Annotated in this window: 19 protein-coding genes; 3 read left to right on the top strand and 16 right to left on the bottom strand. The window is 36.3% G+C overall.

Annotation, left to right across the window (positions count from 1 at the left end; genetic code table 11):
• Window positions 1–205 precede the first annotated feature (205 nt).
• A complete protein-coding gene (locus BEN26_RS00740) occupies window positions 206–1,429 on the top strand; it encodes an MFS transporter (protein ID WP_069800235.1) in 1,224 nt (407 codons plus the stop codon).
• Between the two features lie 85 nt (window positions 1,430–1,514).
• Window positions 1,515–2,456, top strand: a complete 942-nt coding sequence (locus tag BEN26_RS00735; protein WP_069800238.1) for a Na/Pi cotransporter family protein — start codon at window positions 1,515–1,517, stop codon at window positions 2,454–2,456.
• Between the two features lie 110 nt (window positions 2,457–2,566).
• On the opposite strand, the gene deoC is transcribed toward BEN26_RS00735, so the two are convergent.
• The 15 genes from deoC to gpr all read right to left on the bottom strand — a co-directional run bounded on the left by deoC (window position 2,567) and on the right by gpr (window position 19,462).
• Window positions 2,567–3,241 (bottom strand): deoxyribose-phosphate aldolase, encoded by a 675-nt coding sequence (gene deoC, locus BEN26_RS00730; RefSeq protein ID WP_069800240.1) that lies wholly within the window; start codon window positions 3,239–3,241, stop codon window positions 2,567–2,569.
• A 4-nt stretch (window positions 3,242–3,245) separates the two neighbouring features.
• Window positions 3,246–3,686, bottom strand: a complete 441-nt coding sequence (locus BEN26_RS00725) for an NUDIX hydrolase (protein ID WP_068723346.1) — start codon at window positions 3,684–3,686, stop codon at window positions 3,246–3,248.
• A 108-nt stretch (window positions 3,687–3,794) separates the two neighbouring features.
• On the bottom strand, window positions 3,795–5,129 hold the full coding sequence (mtaB, locus tag BEN26_RS00720) for a tRNA (N(6)-L-threonylcarbamoyladenosine(37)-C(2))-methylthiotransferase MtaB (RefSeq protein ID WP_069800242.1): 1,335 nt from the start codon (window positions 5,127–5,129) through the stop codon (window positions 3,795–3,797).
• Window positions 5,130–5,132: 3 nt separating this feature from the next.
• Window positions 5,133–5,867 (bottom strand): 16S rRNA (uracil(1498)-N(3))-methyltransferase, encoded by a 735-nt coding sequence (locus BEN26_RS00715; RefSeq protein WP_069800244.1) that lies wholly within the window; start codon window positions 5,865–5,867, stop codon window positions 5,133–5,135.
• A gap of 17 nt (window positions 5,868–5,884) precedes the next feature.
• The gene (gene prmA, locus BEN26_RS00710; RefSeq protein WP_069800246.1) at window positions 5,885–6,820 is read right to left on the bottom strand and encodes a 50S ribosomal protein L11 methyltransferase; all 936 of its coding nucleotides are present in this window, start codon (window positions 6,818–6,820) and stop codon (window positions 5,885–5,887) included.
• A 152-nt stretch (window positions 6,821–6,972) separates the two neighbouring features.
• The gene (gene dnaJ, locus BEN26_RS00705; RefSeq protein ID WP_069800248.1) at window positions 6,973–8,097 is read right to left on the bottom strand and encodes a molecular chaperone DnaJ; all 1,125 of its coding nucleotides are present in this window, start codon (window positions 8,095–8,097) and stop codon (window positions 6,973–6,975) included.
• Window positions 8,098–8,272: 175 nt separating this feature from the next.
• On the bottom strand, window positions 8,273–10,105 hold the full coding sequence (dnaK, locus tag BEN26_RS00700) for a molecular chaperone DnaK (protein ID WP_068723328.1): 1,833 nt from the start codon (window positions 10,103–10,105) through the stop codon (window positions 8,273–8,275).
• Window positions 10,106–10,160: 55 nt separating this feature from the next.
• Window positions 10,161–10,739 (bottom strand): nucleotide exchange factor GrpE, encoded by a 579-nt coding sequence (gene grpE, locus BEN26_RS00695; protein ID WP_235589058.1) that lies wholly within the window; start codon window positions 10,737–10,739, stop codon window positions 10,161–10,163.
• An 11-nt stretch (window positions 10,740–10,750) separates the two neighbouring features.
• A complete protein-coding gene (locus BEN26_RS00690) occupies window positions 10,751–12,295 on the bottom strand; it encodes a TCP-1/cpn60 chaperonin family protein (protein ID WP_069800250.1) in 1,545 nt (514 codons plus the stop codon).
• A gap of 187 nt (window positions 12,296–12,482) precedes the next feature.
• Complete coding sequence (gene hrcA / locus BEN26_RS00685) at window positions 12,483–13,526, bottom strand: heat-inducible transcriptional repressor HrcA (protein WP_068727432.1); 1,044 nt, start codon at window positions 13,524–13,526, stop codon at window positions 12,483–12,485.
• Between the two features lie 88 nt (window positions 13,527–13,614).
• Window positions 13,615–14,757, bottom strand: coding sequence for a radical SAM family heme chaperone HemW (gene hemW / locus BEN26_RS00680; RefSeq protein WP_069800252.1), 1,143 nt, complete (start codon window positions 14,755–14,757; stop codon window positions 13,615–13,617).
• Window positions 14,758–14,872: 115 nt separating this feature from the next.
• Entirely contained in the window at window positions 14,873–16,684 is a 1,812-nt protein-coding gene (lepA, locus tag BEN26_RS00675) for a translation elongation factor 4 (RefSeq protein ID WP_068723320.1), read from the bottom strand.
• A gap of 108 nt (window positions 16,685–16,792) precedes the next feature.
• Window positions 16,793–17,173: a DUF3679 domain-containing protein gene (locus BEN26_RS00670; protein ID WP_069800254.1), complete on the bottom strand. Its 381-nt coding sequence runs from the start codon at window positions 17,171–17,173 to the stop codon at window positions 16,793–16,795.
• Window positions 17,174–17,178: 5 nt separating this feature from the next.
• Entirely contained in the window at window positions 17,179–18,324 is a 1,146-nt protein-coding gene (gene spoIIP / locus BEN26_RS00665) for a stage II sporulation protein P (RefSeq protein WP_181482150.1), read from the bottom strand.
• A gap of 85 nt (window positions 18,325–18,409) precedes the next feature.
• Window positions 18,410–19,462: a GPR endopeptidase gene (gene gpr / locus BEN26_RS00660; RefSeq protein WP_069800258.1), complete on the bottom strand. Its 1,053-nt coding sequence runs from the start codon at window positions 19,460–19,462 to the stop codon at window positions 18,410–18,412.
• 163 nt (window positions 19,463–19,625) lie between these two features.
• On the opposite strand from gpr, the gene rpsT reads away from it, so the two are divergent.
• The gene (gene rpsT / locus BEN26_RS00655) at window positions 19,626–19,904 is read left to right on the top strand and encodes a 30S ribosomal protein S20 (protein ID WP_068723310.1); all 279 of its coding nucleotides are present in this window, start codon (window positions 19,626–19,628) and stop codon (window positions 19,902–19,904) included.
• Window positions 19,905–19,951: 47 nt separating this feature from the next.
• Here the strand turns inward: rpsT and holA are convergent, their stop codons facing one another.
• On the bottom strand, window positions 19,952–20,947 hold the full coding sequence (holA, locus tag BEN26_RS00650; protein ID WP_181482149.1) for a DNA polymerase III subunit delta: 996 nt from the start codon (window positions 20,945–20,947) through the stop codon (window positions 19,952–19,954).
• Window positions 20,948–20,976 lie beyond the last annotated feature (29 nt).

Here is a 20,976-nt window from a genome sequence, read left to right as displayed (position 1 = left end):
TAATAATCATGATTAAAAAAAAAAGCATAATTTACCATTAGATAATATTCTCCATTATTCGATCATTTCCTTCTTTTTTCTACTAAAATTTTTAATATAGAAATGTCTAAAAGTTTTATCATCAACAGGAATTTTAACTAGAAATAGAGAATGATGATTAAATATGTATGTTTTTGTCATTCAAGATGATTAGAGGAGAATAGCTATGGAACTGATGAGAGGGTTACCTGTAAAAAAAGAATGGATGAATCGATCTTTTGGATTACTCATGGTGGGTAGGTTCATTTCACAATTAGGAGATAAGTTATATTTGCTTGCCCTACCTTGGCTTGTATTAGAATTAACCCATTCTGCTTTGTCTAGCTCAATTACTTTTGCTTTGGAAATCATACCCCAAGTTTTATTGGCACCTTTTATCGGCGTCTTTGTCGATCGGAAATCAAGAAAACTCTTAATGGTCTTTTCTGATTGGGTACGTGGAATCATTGTTGGTGTTATTACCATGCTCGCCTATTTAGGAAATATTCAGATGATTCATATTTATCTCGCCGCTTTTTTATTAGCAACCTTTACATTATTATTTGATTCTGCTTCAGAGGGATATATTCCTAAGGTTGTTGCCAAAAGTTATCTAGTTGAGGCCAATGCTAATTTGACCTTTATCAATACCTTGATGAGATTGATTGGCCCTGCACTAGCAGGAATCTTGATTGCATGGATTGGGGCGGCAGGGACAATTGGTATCAATGCCATTTCCTTCATCCTTTCTGGAATGGTTTTAAGCTTTTTAAATAAGGACGATGACGAAAACAGTGGGAATAAAAAAGTGAATAAGATCCTTGAAGATATAAGGGAAGGATTCCAATACTTAACGAAGCATGAAATCCTTTTTCCTATTGCACTTTTTAGTACGTTTATGAATATGGGAATTTTTTTAGTTCAAGCACTTCTTATCTATGGTAGTAAAGAAATCCTAGGCTATGGCCCAGAAGAGACCTCTATTATTTTTTGGGTTAGTGGAATCGTGGCTTCTATAACGACACTCCTACTAAAACCATTAAAAAAAATTGCAACCAAAGGAAAAATCGTACGTTTTGGGAGTATTGGCGTTTTCTTTTCCATTTTCATTTTAGTGTTGAATGAATCTTTAGTTACTTTTACAGTATCCTATACTCTATTGTTGATGATAGGAATTATCGTGAATGTCAACATGATGGCTTATCGCCAAGAAATTATCCCTGACCACCTGTTCGGAAGAGTGATGACTTCTAGTCGTGTGCTTGTTAATGTCTTTTCACCTATTTCTATGATAGCGGCTGGATATCTAGCCTCAAAATATAGTACACAGCTTGTTTTTGAAATTGCTGCAGTGATTATCTTTTGCAATGTTCTTTATGCTTGGTTTAGTAAAATGAGACAGATTGAATAGTTTGACTCTGAACTCCTAGGTTTGTTCTATTTTAACTCTTGACTTCATAAGGATTACATAGGACAACCATAGGAGTTGAATTTTTATGCGAGAAATCATTATTCCATTAGCTACTGGAATGACCCTTTTTTTATTTGGTATGAAAATGATGAGATTGGGTTTGGAAAGAATCTCTAGTCAATATCTTCAGCAATTTTTGTACCGTTTTACTAAAACACCCTATCATGGTTTTTTTAGTGGAACGATTGCCACATTATTATTGCAAAGTAGTAGTGCTGTTACTGTAATCACCATTGGCTTGATCAATGCAGGATTGATTGATTTTTTTCAAACGATTGGCATTATTTTGGGTACGAATGTTGGTACGGTGGTCACGGTTCAGTTAATCGCCTTCAATATCGGCAAATGGGCAGTACCCGCATTATTGGTTGGTGCAATGCTTATTCTATTTTCAAATTATAAAGTAAGAGCAACCGGTTTATTTATTGCTGGTTTTTCTATTATTTTTCTTGGAATGGATGCCTTACAGATGATTTCAGTTCCTATTCTACGATCATCTTGGCTACAATCAATCGTTTCTTTACAAGAACATCAAACCATGATCGGGATCTTAGTAGGGACTCTGATGACGGCTTTGATTCAATCAAGTAGTGCGACGATTGCCATGACGATGGGGATGATCTATCATAATGGAATTCCGTTAGATTTTGGACTTGCTATTGTTTTAGGAGCCAATATCGGTACATGCTTTACGGCTGTGCTTGCAAGTATGGGAGGTAGTATAGAAGGAAAACAAGTAGCAATAGCTCATGTTTTATTAAATCTACTTGGTGTGATTCTATTTTACCCTTTCATCCCCCAATTTTCAGAAATCGTCCGTGTATTGACCCCTTATCCAGCGGTACAAATTGCTCATTTTCAGTTGATCTTTAATTTAATCAGTTCATTAGTTGTTTTACCCTTTGCTAAACCCTTTGCCTATCTAACATTACTTCTCTCGCCGAAGGGGGGAAGCCCACAAAAGTAACGTCGACCTTTGAAGTTTATTCCGATAACTTTTGCAGGGTCCTACGAATAATAAAAGGCTTGTTCTAGCTTTATTGCTAAATACAAGCCTTTTACCTTTAATATGTATTTTTAATAATCATTCTCACTTGTTAAACCATTGATAATGGCAATTCCTGAACTTGCCCCAATTCTAGTTGCTCCTGCTTCAATCATTTTCATGGCACCTTCAAAATCTCTAACCCCACCTGAAGCTTTTACTCCCATTTCAGGACCAACTGTTAGCCTCATCAATTTGATGTCTTCATAAGTGGCTCCACCATGGCCAAAACCAGTAGATGTTTTAACAAAATCGGCTCCGGCTTTCTTACTGATTTCACATACTTTTACTTTTTCTTCATTTGTAAGCAAGCCTGTTTCTAGGATAACTTTTACTAATGCTTTGCCTTTAGCAGCCTCAACAACCGCCTTTATATCTTCTTCAACAATTTCGTACTGTTTTGATTTTAGTGCACCGATATTAATGACCATATCTACTTCTGTAGCACCATCTTCAATTGCTTTCTTTGTTTCAAAGACTTTTACTTCTTTGGTTGTTGCCCCTAAAGGAAAACCAATGACAGTACACACTTTGACATTCGTATCTTTTAAATGTTGAAAGGAACGTTTTACCCAAAAAGGGTTCACACAGACGGAAACAAATTCATTTTCTTTTGCTTCTAAACAGAGTTTATCAATCATCTCTTCTGTGGCTTCAGGTTTTAATAACGTATGATCGATCATTTTGGCTAATTTTCTTTTATCCATTTCTTTATTCCTCCTGGCTAAATTGATTAAACCCCAGCTCTTCTAATGCCATTTTTATAACAAGCAGGTTGTTGTCATAACCTGATATTTTTTGTCTTTCCCAGGCCTCTTCTAAACTAAACCATTCTGCCGCATTGATTTCACTGACTTGAACCTTCAACTCTTTGGATGTGGTTTTTACTAAATAATAGTGAACTTCCTTCTCTATCTTTCCATTGCTAGGGTGATAATACTCATAATAAACTTTATCTAAAGGTTTGACAATGGTTCCTTCAATTCCAGTTTCTTCAGCTATTTCTCTTAATGCGGTTTCAGCGAAAGTTTCCCCTTCTTCTTGTTTCCCTTTAGGGAGTGTCCATCTTTGACAACGGTCTTGAATCAAAAGTAATTCAATATGGTGATCTGCCTCAAAAAAAACGACTCCACCAGCTGATACTTCCTTCAAGTTTAATCTCCTCCTTCTTCATCTAAATTAAAATCTACTACTTTAAGGATTGTCATTTTACTGGTTTTTAAACAAAAAAGGTGATCAAAAGTTGATCACCATAGAGTGCTATACTGCTGCTGTCTTTTCTTCTATGTCGATTAGGGTACCCTGACAATATTCAGGTCCTACACCATCTAGTCTTACTCTACAGATTTTACCAATCATTTCTTCATTTCCCTCAAATACGATTTGAAGGTAGTTATCTGAATAACCTGTATAAAATCCACTGTCAGGATCTTCTTTGTAAGAGCGCTCTGGAATGACTTCCAGCACCTGTCCTACGAATTTGGTTGCATATTTCATCGATAGACGAGTGGATAATTCAATTAATTTTTGTACACGCTCATGTTTTACCTCTTCAGGAACTTGATGATCCATTTTGGCTGCTGGAGTTCCACTTCGTTTAGAATAAGGGAAAACATGCATTTCAGCAAATTCCAGCTCCTCCATTAGATGATAGCCATTCATAAATTGTTCTTCTGTCTCTCCAGGAAATCCTACAATGACATCGGTCGTAATGGCTACTTCAGGTAAAGCTTCTCTAATTTGTAATATTTTATTCCTGTATTCTTCAACGGTATATTTCCGTTTCATTCGTTTTAATACTTCATCATCTCCTGCTTGCAATGGAATATGAAGATGACGAACCACTTTATTAGACTTATTTAAAACCTCTAATACTTCATCCGTAATTTGGCTAGCCTCAATAGAGCTGATACGAATTCGTTTTAAACCTTTCACAGCATCTAGATCCCATAATAATTTGGCTAAACTATAATCTTCTAGATCTTCTCCGTACCCTCCTGTATGAATCCCTGTTAGAACAATTTCATTGTAGCCAGCAGCGACTAATTGTCTTGCTTGCTTAATTACATTCTCAGGCTTACGGCTGCGTAACAATCCTCTTGCCCAAGGAATTATACAGAAAGTACAGAAGTTATTGCACCCTTCTTGAATCTTTAATGACGCCCTTGTTCGATCGGAAAACTCAGGCACATCTAATTCTTCAAATTCCTTGGTCTTCATAATATTCTTAACCGCATTAATCGGTTCTCTTGTTTTGCGATATTCTTCTACATAGTCAACAATCTTTTCCCTGCCTTGGTTTCCGACGATAATATCAACCCCAGGAATATCCAAAATTTCTGCAGGTGAGGTTTGAGCATAACAACCTGTTACTGCGATCACCGCTTCAGGATTTTTCTTGATCGCTCTTCTAATTACTTGTCTGCTCTTTTTATCCCCAGTATTGGTCACTGTGCAAGTATTTATGATATAAACGTCAGCTTTTCTTTCAAAATCGACGCGTTCGTACCCACTATTTTTAAACAGTTGCCAGATCGCTTCTGTTTCATAATGATTTACTTTACAGCCTAAAGTATGAAATGCTACGGTAGACAACGTTTATCCCCTTTCTAGATGATATAAGATATTTGCTACACCGACAAGACCAGCTGTTTCTGTTCTGAGAATTCTATTACCAAGAGAAATCGAGATAGAACCATGATTTTCTGCTTCAATGACTTCCTGATTGGAAAAACCACCTTCAGGACCAATGATGAGTAAAACCCGTTTTACTTCCAGATTGTTTGAAAGAACTTGGTATAATGTCTTCGTGCTTTCTTGCTCAAAAGCAATAAGAGACCATTCATTTTTTACAATCTGTAATAATTCTTTCCAACTATGCACTGGTAAAATGTTAGGAATTACACTTCGTTGTGCTTGTTCAGCTGCTTCCTTTGCAATTTTTTCCCATCGTTCCAATCTTTTTTTTTCTTTTTTATCATTTAATTGAACAATCGTTCTCTCAGAGGTAAAGGGAATAAAACTTTTTACTCCAATTTCAGTTCCCTTTTGGATAATCAAATCCATTTTATCAGCTTTTGGTAGCCCTTGAGCAAGAATGATTTCAACTTTTGGTTCACGGGTTCCCTCAAGTTTAGAAAGAATGCGACAATCCACTTGTTTCGCTTCAATTGAAGTGATTTCTGCTAAAACATCTAATCCTTCTCCATTTGAGCAAATGATTTGATCTCCTGGTTCAGAACGTAATACTTTGATCAAATGATGAGCATCATCGCCCAAAATAGTCACTCTATCTTCGTTAAACTGTTCTTTTGAAACAAAGTATCTTTGCATATGATATCCCTACTATTCTAAACTTTTTTTGCAATAAACGCTACCCAATCCTCTTGTTGAAGTGTTTCCTCTATAACCAAACCTTCCCTTTTAAGGGCTTCTTTTACCAAATCACTCTTATTTTGAATAATACCTGAAGTAATAAAGATTCCCTTTGGCTTAAGTATCCTTGCTACATCACCGGTAAACCTTAGAATCACTTCTGCTAGGATATTAGCGACAACTATATCTACTTGTTGATCAATATGATCCAGTAGATTGTTTTGTTTCACCTCAACCCTGTCATCTACATGATTGATTTTTGTATTCAACTTTGCACTTTTAACAGCTACTTCGTCTAAATCAAGAGCAAGTATGTGCTTTGCACCTAGTTTTGCAGCAGCGATACTCAATACGCCTGTTCCACATCCTACATCAATCATTTCTTCGTTACCTTTAATTACTTTCTCTAAAGCTTGAATACACATGACTGTAGTAGGGTGAGTGCCTGTACCAAAGGCCATTCCCGGGTCTAATTCAATGATTAATTGGTCATTTGTTTCTTCTACTTCCTCCCATGTAGGAGTGATGAGGATTCGATTAGATACTTTAACTGGCTTATAATACTTTTTCCATCCAGATGCCCAATCTTCTTCATTTACCTCTGAAATAGATACTTTTCCCGTACCAATATTAATATCGTAGGTTAGCAAGTTATTGATAAGTTGTTTAATTTGTTCAATCGTTTCCATTAAATAACTATTTAAAGGAAAATAAGCTTTTACATATACACCTTCTTCAGGATAATCTTCAGGAGAAAGTTGATAGACTTCGCCATATGGAGTTTCCCATTCCCGATTTAGTACTTCTGGATCCTCAATGATTACCCCACCTGCACCAGATTCATGTAAAATATTCGCCACTGCCTCAATTGCCTCTTGAGTTGTGTGAATCGTAATTTCTGACCATTTCATATTATAATTCCTCCTGAAATTATTAGAAGACAAGATAGCCCACAAAAGTAACGACCTCCTTCGAACCATATTCCGATTACTTTTGTGGGGACTCATTTTAATATAATGAAAAGAAAGTTATGCTTTCTTTTTCGATAAAAAGGGGGAACACCCTATTCCCCCATAAAAGCTTTTTTCATTCTTTCAAAAAATGACTTTTGTTGCTCATGTGTTTCCTCTCCGCTTAAATTCCCCAATTGTCGTAATAGATCTTTTTGTTCAGTGGTCAATTTGGTTGGTGTAACAACAACCACTTTCACATGCTGGTCACCTCTACCACTATAACGTAAACGAGGCACACCTTTTCCTCTTAATCTGAAGTTTGTACCTGTCTGTGTTCCCTCAGGAATCTTTAACTTGACTCTTCCATCTAAAGTAGGAACTTCAATCTCATCCCCTAAGGCTGCTTGGGTAAAAGTGATAGGAACCTCACAATAGATATCATCACCATCACGTTCAAAAAAGTCGTGAGCTTTAACATGTAAAACAATAAACAAATCTCCTGAAGGTCCACCGTTGACTCCTGGCTCCCCTTCACCACTTACCCTTAGTTGAGAACCATCATCAACACCTGCTGGGACTTTGATATGAATCGTTTTTCGTTTCTTCACTCGTCCACTACCATGGCAATCTGTACATTTCTCAGTAATGATTTTACCTTGCCCATGACAAGCATTACATACCCTACGATTGACAATACGACCAAACGGGGTATTCTGTACCACTTCTTGCTGGCCAGTTCCCTTACATACCGAACAAGTCTCGATTTTAGTACCTGGTTTTGCGCCTGTTCCATGACAGGTATCGCACTGTTCCTCTCTAGGAATCGTAATATCTGTTTCCTTACCGAATACGGCCTCTTTAAATTCTAAGGTCATACTATATTGAAGGTCTGCTCCTCTTCTTGGGGCATTTGGATTTCGGGTTCTTCTTCCTCCGCCTCCAAAAAACATATCAAAGATGTCACCAAAGTCACCAAAATCTGCTCCACCAAAACCTGATCCTCCAAAACCTGCAGTAGGATCTTCATGTCCAAACTGATCATAACGAGAACGTTTTTGTGCATCGCTTAATACATCATAGGCTTCTTTCACTTCTTTAAATTTGGTTTCAGCATCTGGTGATTTATTGACATCGGGATGATATTGACGAGCAAGTTTCCGATAAGCTTTTTTTATTTCTTCATTTGAGGCATTTTTGCTGACGCCAAGTACCTCATAATAATCCCGTTTACTCATTCAATCCCCCCGTTCTTTAGAAAACATGCAAAAGTCAAAGCCAAGAAGTCGACTTTGACTTTAATTAAATGGAAAAAAAGTATATCTCTCTTTTCATTAAACAATGAATAAGTAGAAAGGCATGGATGACGGAGCTCGTTGTAATATACACTCGTTGTAATATACATTCGATAGATTATTTGTTGTTGTCATCATCGACAACTTCATAATCTGCGTCTACCACGTTCTCTTTTTTATTGGTTTGTTCTCCTGCTTCAGCTTGTGCACCTGCTTGTGCCTGTGCTTGTTCGTAAAGTTTGACAGATAGTTGTTGAACAACTTCTGTGAGTTTTTCATTCGCAGACTTAATTTCCTCAATATTGTTGCCTTCTAAGGCTTTTTTCAATGCTTCTTTTGCTTGATTTGCTTTATCAACTTCAGCTTGATCTACTTTTCCTTCAAGCTCTTTTAATGTTTTTTCTGTTGTATAAATCATGGAGTCTGCTTGGTTGCGAATTTCGATTTCTTCACGACGTTTTTTGTCTGCCTCAGCATTTGCTTCTGCTTCTTTGATCATTTTCTCAACTTCTTCATCACTTAAACCGCTTGAAGAAGTAATGGTGATTTTTTGGCTTTTTCCTGTACCCAAATCCTTCGCAGAAACATTTACTATACCGTTAGCGTCGATATCAAAAGTTACTTCAATTTGCGGAATACCACGTGGTGCAGGTGGAATATCCGTTAATTGGAAACGGCCTAATGTTTTATTATATGCAGCCATTTCTCTTTCCCCTTGAAGCACATGAATGTCAACAGCAGTTTGGTTATCAGCTGCGGTAGAGAAGACTTGGGATTTACTTGTAGGAATGGTTGTATTGCGATCAATCAATTTTGTAAATACGCCACCTAATGTTTCAATCCCTAGTGATAATGGTGTAACGTCAAGTAATACCACATCTTTTACATCACCAGTTAACACACCAGCTTGAATAGCTGCCCCAAGAGCAACTACTTCATCAGGGTTTACTCCTTTATGAGGTTCTTTCCCTATAAATTTCTTAATCGCTTCTTGCACTGCTGGAATACGAGTAGAACCACCAACAAGAACGACTTTATCAATCTCATTTGGGCTTAATCCAGCATCTTTTAAAGCTTGACGAGTTGGACCCATTGTTCTTTCTACTAAATGAGCAGTCAATTCTTCAAATTTTGCCCGAGTTAAAGTAACTTCTAAGTGCTTAGGCCCTGTCGCATCTGCCGTGATAAATGGTAGAGAAATCGTAGTGGTTAGAACACCAGATAGATCTTTTTTTGCTTTTTCAGCTGCATCTTTAAGACGTTGTAAAGCCATTTTATCTTTACTTAAATCAATTCCATTTTCTTTTTTAAAGATATCGACTAAATAGTCTATAATCACTTGGTCAAAATCGTCACCACCAAGTTTATTATCTCCACTAGTCGCTTTTACTTCAAAAAATCCGTCACCTAATTCAAGAATGGATACGTCGAAAGTACCGCCTCCAAGGTCATAAACGAGGATTGTTTGATCTTCTTCTTTTTCTAAACCATAAGCTAAAGAAGCAGCAGTTGGTTCGTTTACAATACGTAGTACTTCTAAACCAGCAATTTTACCTGCATCTTTTGTAGCCTGACGTTGGCTATCGTTAAAATAGGCTGGAACAGTGATAACTGCTTGAGTAACAGGTTCGCCAAGATAAGCTTCTGCATCAGCTTTTAATTTTTGTAGGATAATGGCTGAGATTTCTTGTGGTGTGTATTCTTTCCCATCAATATTCACTTTGTAATTTGTACCCATATGACGTTTAATCGAGATGACAGTGTTTGGATTTGTAATTGCTTGACGTTTTGCAACTTCACCTACCAAACGTTCTCCATCCTTTGTAAAAGCAACAACAGATGGTGTTGTACGGTTTCCTTCTGGATTAGGTATTACAACAGGTTCGCCACCTTCTAATACAGCAACACAAGAGTTTGTTGTTCCTAAGTCAATTCCAATAACTTTTCCCATAAAAACATTACCTCCAACAAATTTATCTTAAATTTTAATTTCTTCTACACTTTGTTTATGCATTTACCTTAACCATTGAAGGACGAATTACTTTTTCTTTTAGCTTGTATCCTTTTTGTAATTCTTCCACAACGATTCCTGAATCAAATTCATCTGTTTCTACTTGCATCACTGCTTGATGAATTTCAGGATTAAAAGGCTGTCCAACAGCTTCGATTTTTTCTAATCCCTCTTGCGTCAATACTTGTTCAATTTGACGATAAACCATTTCTACCCCTTGTAAAAATAAATCAAGGTTTTGTGAATCTTTGCTTGAGTCAATAGCTCGTTCAAAATTATCTATTGCAGGAAGAAGGGATTCAACAAGCTTTGCTGTTGCATATTTTGCTAATTCTTCTTTTTCAACTCTTGTTCTTTTCCTAAAGTTTTCAAAATCTGCTTGGGTGCGTAATAGACGATTTTGTAACTCTTCAATCGTTTGCTTTAATTGTGACACTTCATCCTGTTCTTCTTGCACCCCAACCTCATTTGAATCCTTTTCATTGTTCATTTCAGCTGAAACTTCTTGTTCTGCTACATTCTCATTTTCTTCTTCCATGACAGTGGTTTCTTTTTCCTTCATTTGATCTGTCATTGATTCACCTCCTAATCTTGGTCTTCATCTTTTTTCATACGGATAATGGTATGAATACGCAAAATCGCTTCACAAATTTCCCCCGCAGCTTTTAATGCATGAATTTTTACCAAGGCAGGATCAAGAATGCCATTTTGCTCCATATCCATCAATTGTCCAGTGTCTGTATTAATACCAATGGCATCACTTTGCTGTTCAATTTGGGCCACTTTTACCTCATCTAATTTTTCTAATGGGTTAAATCCAGCATTTAATACGATTTGGGCCATTGGCTTTGTTAAAGCTTGAGCAACAGCTTCAAGTCCAAAGCCTTCCATACCACGAGTCTGTTCCCGTATTCTTTCGATTTCCTTGGAAATGGCCATTTCAACTGCCCCTCCTCCAGGTACATAACCTGAACGAATGGCAGCTTGAACTGACGAGGCAGCATCCTTTGCAATTCTCTCTCTTTCTTCTACAATTTCACCAGTAGATGCACCTACTAGAATCGTAGCCGTCGGTTTACCTTTTCCTCCAACTACTCTTACTTTTTCAAGTTTTTCATCTTCATAGACAAGTTGAGCATATCCCAAATAGGATTTTAACTCTTCAAGCTCTTTATTTAAACCTGTACGTTTCATCATTTTGGCACCAGTATGTTCAGCTAAAAGCTTCATATCTTCACTAGAAAGACGCTGAATCATCATAATTCCATGGTCGACACAAAATTCTTCTGCCATAGGATCGACCCCACGATGAACCGCGATCAGATTAATTCCTAATTGTTCTACTTTATCTAGATTTTGCTTAAAGATCTCTTTATATTCTAGGTACTTGCTAAACCCTATTTCCGTTCCTAATGCTTCATCATCAATCTCTTCAGGTTCAAAAGCATCCTGTATGACTAGTAGCTTCACGTTTTCTATCTTTTGAGGCATATCAGGATTCATTTTCTTCTTTTTCAAAATGAGGCCTGAGACTAATTCATTTTCTGAACCTTCATATGCCAAAATCGTATCTGCAAATTTGAACTGGGAATCTAATAACTTTTCCTTCCCCACTAATTTGGCAGCTTCTACAATAAGCTCAGCAACATCTTCATGCTCTCGACCCGCAATTAAAGCAATTTGATGAATCCAATCCTTATTTAAATCTTCTACAGGCCTTACATGTTGTTTCAAAAATTGGATTGCAAGTCGAATTCCCTGTTTTAAACCCATTATCACCTTAGGAATGGGAACGCCTCTATCTACTTGGTTAACTGCTAAAGACAATAATTCACTTGATAGAATCGTGGCTGTCGTTGTTCCATCACCAATCTCATTTTGTTGGGAACGAGCCACTTGTATAAGCATTTTTGCTGCTGGGTGATTTACTTCCATTTTATTTAAAATGGTTACCCCATCGTTGGTAATCACAACTTCGCCTGTAGTATCGACCAACATCGTATCTAAACCTTTAGGACCCAAAGTACCTTCCACTGCTGAAGCAATAGCCCTAATGGCATTTGTATTACTATGTAGTGCTGTTAGTCGATCATCGGTTTCTTGATGGGATTGATTGCTGTGATGATTCATCATTCAGCATCCTTTCAACACAAAGTACAATTTAAGAAAGCCCACAAAAGTGCCGCCTTCCTTGAAAAGATATTTCCGATTACTTTTGAGGGATCACATTATAATAATGAAAAGAAAGTTATATCTTCTTTAATATTCAAAAAGCGGAAGCCCCACTGTTAAAGTGGTGGCTAACCAAAAAAACATTTTATTTATATAAGCGGGAAATAAACTCCGATAAATCTTTTGTTAAAAATTCTAAGATACGAATCACACGCCCATAATCCATACGGGTAGGACCAAAGATACCGATTGTTCCCAAAGGTTTACCTTCGAATTCATAGGTGGCAGTAATAATACTACAGTTACTTGCAATCTCAATCTCATTTTCAGTTCCGATCTTCACTTCAATTCCTTTATGATTAGAGCTCACTAACTGTCTAATGGTATCTGTTTTTTCAAACAAAGTGAGAAGATCTTTAATAGTATTGATATCGCTAAATTCAGGTTGATTAAGGATATTTGTTGTACCACCCATATAGATTTTATTATCTAAAGTGGTTTCATCAAGGTTTAAAAGGATCTGATCAATCATCTTCATCGATTGCTCAAATTCATAAGAATTGCGTTGAAATTCCTTGTTTATTTCCATAAATATTTTTGATTTCAATTGATACAACGGTATTCCCGATAATTTATGATTCAAAAAACGAACCATTTTTTCAATCTCATTGATGGAAACCCCTTGTGGTATAGTTAACATCTTATGTTCTACTTTACCTGTATTGGTTACCAGTATCACAACTAAACTTTCATCTGTAATCGGCACGATTTGAATATTCTTCAGTTTAGTATGATAAATCTCTGGACCCAAAATAATACTTGTGTAATTTGTAATTTGCGACAAAATGATCGCAGTTTGTTCGATCAATTGCTCAAATTCATTAAATTGATCTGTAAATACTTTGCTAATATTCGTCAAAATATCTTTTGAAATAATCGAATCTTCTGGGTTCATTAAATGATCGACATAATAGCGATATCCTCTATTTGATGGAACCCGACCAGCTGAAGTATGTGGTTGTTCTAAATAACCCATTTCTTCCAAATCAGCCATTTCATTACGGATGGTTGCAGAACTAAAACCAATATCTTGCCGCTTAGAAATTGACCGAGAACCAACCGGCTCAGCAGATTCAATATAATGAGTGACGATAGCTTTTAATATCTTTTTCTGTCTTTCTGTCAGCAAACCATCCACCTCCATTATTAGCACTCACCTTTGACGAGTGCTAAAATCTATTTAAAAGATATCAAATCCTACCCTGTCTTGTCAATTCCTATACGGAAATAAATTCCGCAAAGACTTCATTACCATAAATCAGTCCTTTTTGAGAGAGTTTGATTCGGTCTTTTTCCTTCATCAATAGCCCTAGATTTACTAATTTCTCAATTTGCGCTCTAAATCGGCTCAACATCTCTTCATTAAACTCTTTTTCGTAGTCGCTAAATTTGACCCCTTCAAGCATTCGTAGACCTAACATCAGCATATCTTCCTTTTTCTCCTGCAGTGAGACCTCAAATTCTTCGAATCTTGGTAATTGATTTTCCTTTAATAGATGATCAATATAGGATCGTATCCCTTTGATATTCGCATGTCTTCTGCCTTGAATATACCCATGGGCGCCAGCACCCAATCCAAAATAATCTTCGTTTTTCCAATAGGTGATATTATGTTTACTTTCATACCCTGGTTTTGCAAAATTACTAATTTCGTATTGATGGTATCCGTGTTTTTGCATTTCCTCCATGGTGATTAAATACATGTTTAATTCATCTTCTTCAGGAGGTAAGGGTAATCTATTTTTTTGATAAAATGTATGAAATAATGTATTTTGTTCTACTTTTAAGCTATATACAGAGAAGTGAGGTAATTGAAGTTGAATTGCCTTTTTCAGACTCTCTCTAACCATCTCAATCGTTTGATTTGGTAAACCGATCATTAAATCGATGCTAAGGTTTTTAAACCCTAAGTGATGAGCATTCTCTATACTCTGATAAACTTCTTTTTCAGAATGTATTCGGCCAATAAATGATAATAAATCATCTTGAAAGGCTTGAACACCCATACTAATCCGATTGACTCCGAATTCCTTCATCATTTTTAATTTATCTAATTCCACAGTTCCTGGATTAGCTTCCATCGTAAATTCAATCTCCTCGTTCCAATGAGGGAAATGCTTGCGAACAGAAGTCAAAAAAACCTCCATTTCTTTTGGAGTTAAAACCGTTGGCGTTCCACCGCCAACAAAAATCGTTTTGATTTCTCCAGTTGGAAATAGCTCAACCGTTTTTTCCATTTCTAAGTCGAGGGCTTTTAAATATTCCATGACAGGTTGACCACTTACAACATATGAGTTGAAATCACAATAATGACATTTATTCGTGCAAAACGGTATATGAATATAGACTGCATTTGCCACGCTTTATCCCTCCTTCATTGCCCCGCAAAAGTGCCCATTTCCATCTGTTAAAAACAAGGAAAACCTACACCTCAGTGCAGGTTTCGATATTCTTTTTATTTTTCCTATTCATTCATCATTCGTCCATTTTTAGAACAGCCATAAAGGCTTCTTGGGGAACTTCAACAGTTCCTACGGCCTTCATTCGTTTTTTACCCTCTTTTTGCTTTTCTAAAAGCTTTCTTTTTCTCGAAATATCGCCACCATAACATTTTGCTAATACATTTTTTCTCATCGCACTAATCGTTTCTCTAGCAATAATTTTATTGCCAATGGCAGCTTGAATTGGAACTTCGAACATTTGTCTAGGAATTAATTGTTTTAGTTTTTCTGCAATCTGCTTTCCTTTGTGATATGCTCTGTCTTTATGAACGATAAACGAGAGTGCGTCTACTTTTTCTCCATTGAGTAAAATATCTACTCTTACTAAGTTAGAGGCTTTATATCCAATTAGCTCGTAATCAAAGGAAGCGTACCCTTTGGTTCCCGATTTTAATTGATCAAAGAAATCATAGACAATTTCAGATAAAGGCATATTATATGTCAAGGTAACACGATTGGTATCTAAATATTGCATATCGACAAATTCTCCCCGTTTTCCCTGACAAAGTTCCATCACTGCTCCGACATAGTCATTTGGAACCATGATCCCTGCTTTTACATATGGTTCTTCAATATATTCAATATGAACTGGCTCAGGCAAATTAGATGGGTTATCTATGACCAATTTTTCTCCATTGGTTTTTGTTACATGATAAACCACACTTGGAGCTGTTGTGATTAAATTGATTCCAAATTCACGTTCAAGTCGTTCTTGAATGATTTCCATATGGAGTAATCCTAAAAAGCCACAACGGAAACCAAAACCTAATGCTGTTGACGTTTCAGGTTCATATTTTAAAGCTGCATCATTTAATTCAAGCTTCTCTAATGCATCTCTTAAATCATTATAATCCTGTGTTTCAACAGGGTACAAGCCACAGAATACCATTGGATTGACTTTACGATAACCTGGCAATGGTTCTGCTGCAGGTCTTTTGGCATCTGTAATCGTATCTCCCACACGGGTATCTTTTACATTTTTGATTGCTGCAACGACAAAGCCTACGTCGCCAACTGTTAATTCATCAACTTGTGTCATTTTTGGTTTAAAGACACCCACTTCTGTTACCTCAAAGGACTTACCTGTGGCCATCATCTTTATTTTCATACCCGGTTTAATCGTTCCATTGACTACACGGATATAGGTGATCACTCCTTTATATGGGTCATAGTGAGAGTCGAAGATCAGGGCTTGTAACGGCTCATCTTTCGAACCAATAGGTGCAGGAACCTTTTGAACGACCTGCTCTAAAATTTCCTCAATCCCAATCCCAGCCTTTGCCGAAGCTAGTACTGCATCTGATGCATCTAAACCAATAACATCCTCGATCTCCTGTTTTACTCGTTCCGGTTCAGCACTTGGTAAATCAATTTTATTAACCACTGGGATAATTTCTAAATCGTTTTCTAAAGCAAGATAAACGTTTGCTAATGTTTGAGCTTCAATCCCTTGAGCTGCATCCACGACAAGGATAGCCCCTTCACAAGCTGCTAGAGACCTAGATACTTCATAAGTAAAGTCTACATGTCCTGGGGTATCGATTAAATTCAAAAGATATTCTTCTCCATCTTTTGCTTTATAATTTAGACGTACAGCTTGAAGTTTAATGGTAATTCCACGTTCCCGTTCAAGTTCCATTTGATCTAAAACTTGATCTTCCATTTCCCTCTTTGTTAAAGCACCTGTATATTCTAATATTCGATCAGCTAATGTAGATTTTCCATGATCGATATGGGCGATAATGGAAAAGTTTCGAATCCTTTTTTGTCTGTCAAGATCGCTCATGATAAATTCCTCCTACAACCGTAGACAAATACACTGCATAATATTATAACAATTATCCAATATAGAAACAATCAGGAATCAAAAAAGAAAAGAGCCATTATAGCTCTCTTAAGAATTGTGAATGAAATTGGCTAACATTTCCAATCCTTTCTCTGCTCCTTTTTGCAGGGTTATACTTAAAGCATTTCCTACCTTGCTTAATAAACTCATTTGATTAGAGGAAGGCACCTTTTGCGTAGATTCTTCTTTTTCTTTCGGGGAAGTATCTTTTTCTGTTTTCGTTGTTTTTGGGATCGTTGTTGTATACGTTTTTCCTAAAACTTTTACTTCTACCTGTTGATTTTTTTGAGCAATATTTAAACTATCTGTCGGAAGATTAGGATTACCAGCAACTCGGTAAATCCCCTTCTCAGCCATATTCATGCTGATCAATATCCCAAACATTAAGATCACAACGATAGAGATAAAACGAATCGTAAATCTAACCAATGGATTCACTCCTTATTTGAATTGCTTTGTGGTTTTGCATCCACTTGTTCAGCTTGCCAATAAAGATCTGCCACCGCCTCAGCAAGTGCTTTTGCTGTCCTATCAGTTTCCGAAAATGTATTATCAATACCCCCAACTTCAATCACCAATAGGTTAGGTGAAAGGGATTGATTATATTCCCCATTCACACCTTTTGTCTTCTCTTTTGCGATAATTGGTTTTGTTAGACCCGGATAACGCTTTTCAATCGCAGCTCGAAGTTTTAAGGCAAATGCTTTGTTTTGTTCATAATTTTTGTTTCCTGTTCCAATAACAAAAGCAATTTTTGCATAATCTTTTCCATTGATTTTTACTGTCGTATCTTCACGGCGTTGCGAATCACGATGGATATCAAAAATAAATTCGTAATCATTCTGCTGCAATGCTGCTTTTACTGTTTTTCTTGATTCTAAATAGGATAAACTAAACTTTTCAGGATTATACTTTTTTGTGGAAACAACAGATTTAATCCCTAATTTATTTAATTCCTCGCCTAATTTCTTTCCAACTTGGGTCACATTCACTGAACTGTTGTAATACATATCAGATTCTTTTTTGATCTCTGGTTCTTTTTTTCTTACCTCTGGGATATAAGCTTCTGTATCATGTGTATGGTAAATAAACACTAATTTTTTGTTTGAAACCATTGTTTTTAATGCTTCTTGTTGAGCTGGATCAAGGTCGTCCAATTTTTTCTCTTGCAAAAATTCCTCCGGAGGAGTTGATTCAATTAGTTCATGGTCAATATCCGTAATATTAGATGCTGTGAGTTGTTGGAGATCCATTACGGAAAAACCTGGAATCTCCTGTTTGATCAAATCATTAGGATGGCTTGGGGTGAAGAAAGGTAGAAAACTTAATAATGAACTTTCTTTTTCTTCGCCCTCATTCTCAGTGAGAGCATGTACATTCATTTGGAAAAAAGGAATTTCTATTTCAAACATTTGAAGAATTTGTTTGGTAGACCATTTCACTGTGTATTGATTCCACCAATTTAAATTTTGTTGTTGCTTTGGTGAAAATTGTAATAACACAATACTAAATAGCAAAAACAATAAAGCTGTTCCTAAAGAAAGGGACATAAATATTTTTTGGATAGAAGGTTGTCTCATATTTTCATCCTTTCTCCTCATTACAGTCTTTACCACCAATCTATGCAAGGAAAAGGAGAATTAGAACAACCTTTCATTTTTTCGTTCAATGAGTATAAGATCCTATGTTCCCATCATTAACTGCATGGTGTAATGCCATATTTAACCCACTAGCAATTATGTTAGCCATGTCTTCTATAAAGGTATCCACTTCTTTTGGGGTGACAATCAAATTGTGACCTAAAGGTGCTAAAACTTCATGAATCAGTTGACGTTTTTCTTGTTCTTCAAGTGTTCCAATTAACCCAAGGAATTTTTCACGATGTTTAGGATTCTTTGAGGGTTTGCCAAATGGATTTCGAATATCCATCTGATTTCCCATATATTGTAAAATATAATCGATGGTATCGCTTGTTATTGAGACCGCGTCAACAACGGTTGGTACCCCAATGGCAATCACAGGAACACCTAATGTTTCTTTATCTAATGCCTTTCGTTTATTGCCAATCCCCGAACCAGGTGCGATTCCAGTATCTGCTACTTGTATTGTAGAATTCACTCGTTCAAGTGAACGTGAAGCAAGTGCATCGATAGCAATTACCAAATCTGGGCAACTCCTTTCTACAACCCCTTGAACAATTTCACTCGTTTCTATCCCAGTAATCCCTAAAACCCCTGGAGCTAATGCGCTGACTGGCCGAAAACCTTCTTCTACCTGATCTGGCATCAGTTCAAAAAGATGGCGGGTGATCAGTAAATTTTCTACAACCATAGGTCCTACCGCGTCAGGAGTTACATTCCAATTTCCCAACCCAATGACTAATACTTTGGCATTGTCGGCAATTTGTAGCTGTTGAAGATATTGCTTAAACTCCTTTGCAAAAACATTTGTCATTTCATCTTGTAATGCTGAATCATGATTCTTTAACCCAGGAGCTTCAAAAGTTAAGTAGTTCCCTTTCCTTTTATTTAATGTACGTGCTCCTTCATCTGTTGAAATATATAGTTTTGTAATATGTATACCCTCTAATTGTTGTTCATCAACCTCGACCCCAGAAATTATATTGCCTTGTTGTTCTACAGCCATTAAATGACTTTCTAATGCAAGGTCGGTTCGTACTTGGTATGGGCTTAAATCAATATCATGTCCTTTCTTCATGTTCAATCTTCTCCTTCTTCTATAGATATATTTATTCTTTTACCAATTGGTTTCTTTATACAGATTCGATTAAATCTTGCAATATGTATAAGAGCATGTTAAAATATTTCATGTTGTATTTGGAATTCTTTATTTATTTGTTGCACCAAGGGAGGTGAACATAATGCCAAATATTAAATCTGCAATTAAGCGTGTAAAAACAACTGAAACAAGACATGCAAGAAACATTGCTCAAAAATCAGCTCTTCGAACTGCAATTAAAACATTTGAAGTAGCTGTTCAAAATAATGATGTAGAAGCTGCAAAGGCCGCTCTCTTGAATGCAACCAAAAAATTGGACAAAGCGGTAACTAAAGGGCTTATTCATAAAAACGCTGCTTCTCGTAAAAAATCACGTCTTGCTCAAAAATTTAATTCACTTTCATCCAATGTAACTGCTTAATAAATGAGGATAAAAAGAACGACCCATACATATAAGGGTCGCTTTTTTTATTGGAAGAAAGTGGGATTCTTCAAATAAAAGAAAAACATCTCTAATGCTAATACCTTGTCCTTCAGTCCCGTTTTGATTTCATAATCGATTTCTGCTAATTTGATTAAGATATTTTGTAATTGTTGTTCATTAAATTTGACTGATTGTTTTAAGGCAATTTGTATTGCATAGGGATGGGTACCTAATTGAGAAGCGATTTGTTGTGCAGAATAGCCTTTTCGCTGTAATTCTTTTGAGTACAAGATCAGCCGAAACTGACGAGCTAGTAATGCCACCATTTTGATTGGATCTTCTTTATTTTTTAATAAGTCATAGAATATTTGAAAAGCCACTTCAATTTGTAAATTCGCAACTTGTTCAATCAATGCAAAAATGTCTTGTTCTATCGTCCGCACACTTAATTCTTGAACGACTTTTTCATCGATAAGTCCACTTTTCCCAACATAGGTTGCCATTTTTATTATTTCTTGATTTAGTAATTGTAAGTCTTGACCAACCAAATGAATAAGCAACTGACCAGCTTCTGGTGGAATTTCTACCCCTTCATTTTTAGCAATCTCAGTCAGCCAATCTAATAAAGAAGCATCAGAAAGAGAAAAGAATGATTCCACCTGAGCAAACTTCTTCAATTGTTTCACTATTTTTCTCCGTTCATCTAATTTGTCAACAGGTACCCAAAAAATTAAAGTACTAAAATCAACGGGTTGCTCTAGATATTGTTCTAAGCGATCTATTTGATGTTCGATCTTTTGTGGGACTTTTTGGCCTGTAAATAAGAACGCATTTTTCCCAATTACAATTTTATGGTCAGCCAAAAAAGGTAGTGTCTCCGCATCTTGGATGATCTCTTCAATCGGAGTGCTTAATAAATCGTAAGTAATCACATTCATATCCCTTTGGTCTTCGGGAATAGAATTATGTATGATGTTTTTAATTTTATTCTCTATAAGAAAACTTTCTGTTCCATAAAATAAGTAAATCCGTTTAGACATGCTCCACCCTCCTTTAACAACCTTCATTA

Source organism: Tepidibacillus sp. HK-1 (assembly GCF_001748485.2).
GTDB lineage: Bacteria > Bacillota > Bacilli > Tepidibacillales > Tepidibacillaceae > Tepidibacillus_B > Tepidibacillus_B infernus.
The sequence above is the reverse complement of the archived record's forward strand: the minus strand, read 5'-3'. Positions and strand labels throughout refer to the sequence as shown.

Coding starts and splice junctions, on each gene's coding strand:
- spoIIP (WP_181482150.1), bottom strand. CDS start 18,324: ATGAGACAACCTTCTATCCAAAAAATATTTATGTCCCTTTCTTTAGGA.
- deoC (WP_069800240.1), bottom strand. CDS start 3,241: ATGGATAAAAGAAAATTAGCCAAAATGATCGATCATACGTTATTAAAA.
- BEN26_RS00690 (WP_069800250.1), bottom strand. CDS start 12,295: ATGAATCATCACAGCAATCAATCCCATCAAGAAACCGATGATCGACTA.
- grpE (WP_235589058.1), bottom strand. CDS start 10,739: ATGACAGATCAAATGAAGGAAAAAGAAACCACTGTCATGGAAGAAGAA.
- holA (WP_181482149.1), bottom strand. CDS start 20,947: ATGTCTAAACGGATTTACTTATTTTATGGAACAGAAAGTTTTCTTATA.
- gpr (WP_069800258.1), bottom strand. CDS start 19,462: ATGAAGAAAGGACATGATATTGATTTAAGCCCATACCAAGTACGAACC.
- prmA (WP_069800246.1), bottom strand. CDS start 6,820: ATGAAATGGTCAGAAATTACGATTCACACAACTCAAGAGGCAATTGAG.
- BEN26_RS00715 (WP_069800244.1), bottom strand. CDS start 5,867: ATGCAAAGATACTTTGTTTCAAAAGAACAGTTTAACGAAGATAGAGTG.
- dnaK (WP_068723328.1), bottom strand. CDS start 10,105: ATGGGAAAAGTTATTGGAATTGACTTAGGAACAACAAACTCTTGTGTT.
- BEN26_RS00740 (WP_069800235.1), top strand. CDS start 206: ATGGAACTGATGAGAGGGTTACCTGTAAAAAAAGAATGGATGAATCGA.
- lepA (WP_068723320.1), bottom strand. CDS start 16,684: ATGAGCGATCTTGACAGACAAAAAAGGATTCGAAACTTTTCCATTATC.
- rpsT (WP_068723310.1), top strand. CDS start 19,626: ATGCCAAATATTAAATCTGCAATTAAGCGTGTAAAAACAACTGAAACA.
- dnaJ (WP_069800248.1), bottom strand. CDS start 8,097: ATGAGTAAACGGGATTATTATGAGGTACTTGGCGTCAGCAAAAATGCC.
- BEN26_RS00735 (WP_069800238.1), top strand. CDS start 1,515: ATGCGAGAAATCATTATTCCATTAGCTACTGGAATGACCCTTTTTTTA.